A 2,524-nucleotide genomic window follows, 5' to 3' on the forward strand; every position below is an offset into this window, starting at 1 on the left:
TGGCCGTCTCTTCCAGGCTGCTCGCCTGCTCTTCGGTCCGCGCCGACAGGTCGGCGTTGCCCGCCGCGATCTCCTGCGCCGCCGTGTTGATCGACTCCGACGCCTCCTTGATCTGCCCCACCACCTCACGCAGACGCTCCACCGTCGTGTTCGTGTCGTCCTTCAGCTGGCCGAAGGTGCCGCCGTACTCCGCCGTGATCTTCTCCGTCAGGTCGCCGCGCGCGATCGCGTTGAGCACCCGGGCCAGGTCGTGCAGGCTGCCGGCGATGCCTTCCATCAGGCGGTTCATGCCGACGGCCATGTCGTGGAAGAAGCCGCTCTTGCCTTCGGTGGTCACCCGGGTCGAGAAGTCGCCGTCGGCGGCCGCCAGCACCATCGCGTTGATTTCCCGCTCGGCGGCCAGTTCATCCGTCCGGTCGCGCCATTCACCCACCGAGCCGAGGCGCTCGCCGCTCGCCCCGATGATGGGGCTGGTGACGACGTCGAAGGTCCGCCCGCCGATCTCCATCTGCGTGCGCGCCACGGTGCTCAGGCTGGCCAGCCGGGCCAGCGCGGCGTCGGGGTCGGCGTACAGCCGGCCAATGCTGCTGCCGACGAAGTTGTCGGCGCTGAAATCCGGCACGTTGCGGCGGATCTCGCTCTCGATGCCGCGGATCGTCTTGAGGAGCGCCGGGTTGGCGTAGATCACCCGGCCAGTCGCATCGGCGATGCGCACGTTGGTCTCGACGGTGTCCAGGCCAACCTTGATCTGGGCCATCTCGTCGGCGACGAGGCGCGCCTCGGCGACGTCGAAGCCGAGACGGGTCTGCATCGACTCAAGCCCGTCGAGCACCAGCCCGAGCTCGTCACGCCGGCCGATCTCGACCTTCGTCCGGAAGTTGCCCTGGGCGATCTGCTGGAAGGCGGCGATGGCGGCCTGCAGCGGGGCGCCGATGCGGCGCACGAGGAACCAGGTCAGCGCAATGGCAAGCACCGCCGCAATCAGCACACCGGCGATGGTCAGCATCACCGTCTCGCGGAAGATCGCCCCTTCATGCTGGCTCTGGACCTCCGCCTGCTCAAGCTGATGCGCCTGCAGCTTGCGGACACCTTCCGCGGCAGCCTTGAAGCGCGGGTCGAACTCCGCCGCGACGAGTTTGCCGGCGTCGTCGAAACGCCCCTCCACCAGGGCCTCGCGGGCCTGCTTGAGGGCGCCTCCGGTCAGGGCCTGGCCGGCTTCGGAGAAGCCTGCGAAAAGAGCCTGGTGCTCGGGGGCCGAGACGTCGGCCTCGGTGGCGTAGGCCTTGCGCAAGCGTTCCGCATCGGCGGCGGATTTGTCGATGGCCTCCAGGTGGACGGTCAGGGGGTGATCATGGAGCTTGCTGGCCGGGTTCTCGGGGGCGTGCTGCAGGGCCATCAGAAGCTGGGAGCGCAGCTCGCCCTGGGCCGCGGCGATGTCGGCCAGCGTGACCGCCGGCTTGAGGCGCTGCTGATACAGGCTTTCCGTCGCGTCGTGGGCGTTGCCGACCTTGGTGATGCCCATGTAGCCCTGGACCACGACGACCGCCGCCAGCGTCATCATCGCGAACAGCAGCGCGTTGCGGACCTTCAGGCTGGCCAACCCACCCTGGATGGCACCGACCAGCCCGCCCTTGACGACCTTGCCGTCACGGATCATCAGGCCGCCGGCCTTGCCCTCGCGGAACAGGGCATAGGCGGCCTCGGCCGCCTGGATGTCAGCCTTCTTCGCCTTGCGACGCACCGACATGTAGCCGGTGACCTGCCCGTTCTCGACGATCGGCGCAGCATGCGCCTCGACCCAGTAGAAATCACCGTTCTTGCAACGGTTCTTCACCAGCCCGACCCACGGACGCCCCGCCTTCAGGGAGCGCCAGAAGTCCTCGAAGGCCTCCACGGGCATGTCGGGGTGGCGCACGATGTTGTGCGCCTTGCCGATCAGCTCATCCTCGGCGAACCCGCTGATCTGCAGGAAGTCGCGGTTGATGTAGGTGATCTGCCCCTTCAGATCGGTCTTCGAGACAATCAGGGTGTGCTCCTGAAGCTCGATTTCGTGCTGGGTTACCGGCAAGTTGATTTTCATTTGTTCTTCCTTCGGGACCTGACCTTCACCTGAGGCACGCCATCGCGGGCCTGCGGGTTCCCAGCCTGGGTGCTTCAGATTTGATGGCGGCGACGCACGTTCAGAATTCTTCCCACTCGTCCTCGGCGAGGTTCGACGCCCTGTGTGCTTTGATCTTCGGCAGGGGGGCGCCAATCTTTACGGTCTTCGGCGGCGGCGCGGGCAAGACGGCGCCCCGGGCTGCCGGAGCCGACGGAGATCCGACCCGCCGCGCGGCGGCAGCGCCGCCGAGGTGGAACAGGGAGACGGACTGGACGAGGGCGCGGGACTGCTCCTGCAGACTCTCGGCCGCCGCAGCGGCCTCCTCGACCAGGGCCGCGTTCTGCTGGGTGACCTCGTCCATCTGGCCCACCGCCTGCGTCACCTGCTCGATCCCGCCGCTCTGCTCCTGGCTCGCCTCCGCGA

1 protein-coding gene and 1 pseudogene are annotated in these 2,524 nt (G+C 67.8%); both read right to left on the bottom strand.

Annotated elements, in window-relative coordinates; genetic code table 11:
- Positions 1–2,080 (bottom strand): HAMP domain-containing protein (locus ACE3OU_RS18695; RefSeq protein WP_374243067.1); only part of this gene is annotated, 2,080 nt, incomplete at its 3' end.
- Positions 2,081–2,180: 100 nt separating this feature from the next.
- A pseudogene (locus ACE3OU_RS18700) lies at positions 2,181–2,524 on the bottom strand (diguanylate cyclase); the annotation flags it as partial.

The organism is Zoogloea sp. (assembly GCF_041908905.1).
In the GTDB taxonomy this organism is placed as follows: Bacteria; Pseudomonadota; Gammaproteobacteria; order Burkholderiales; family Rhodocyclaceae; genus Zoogloea.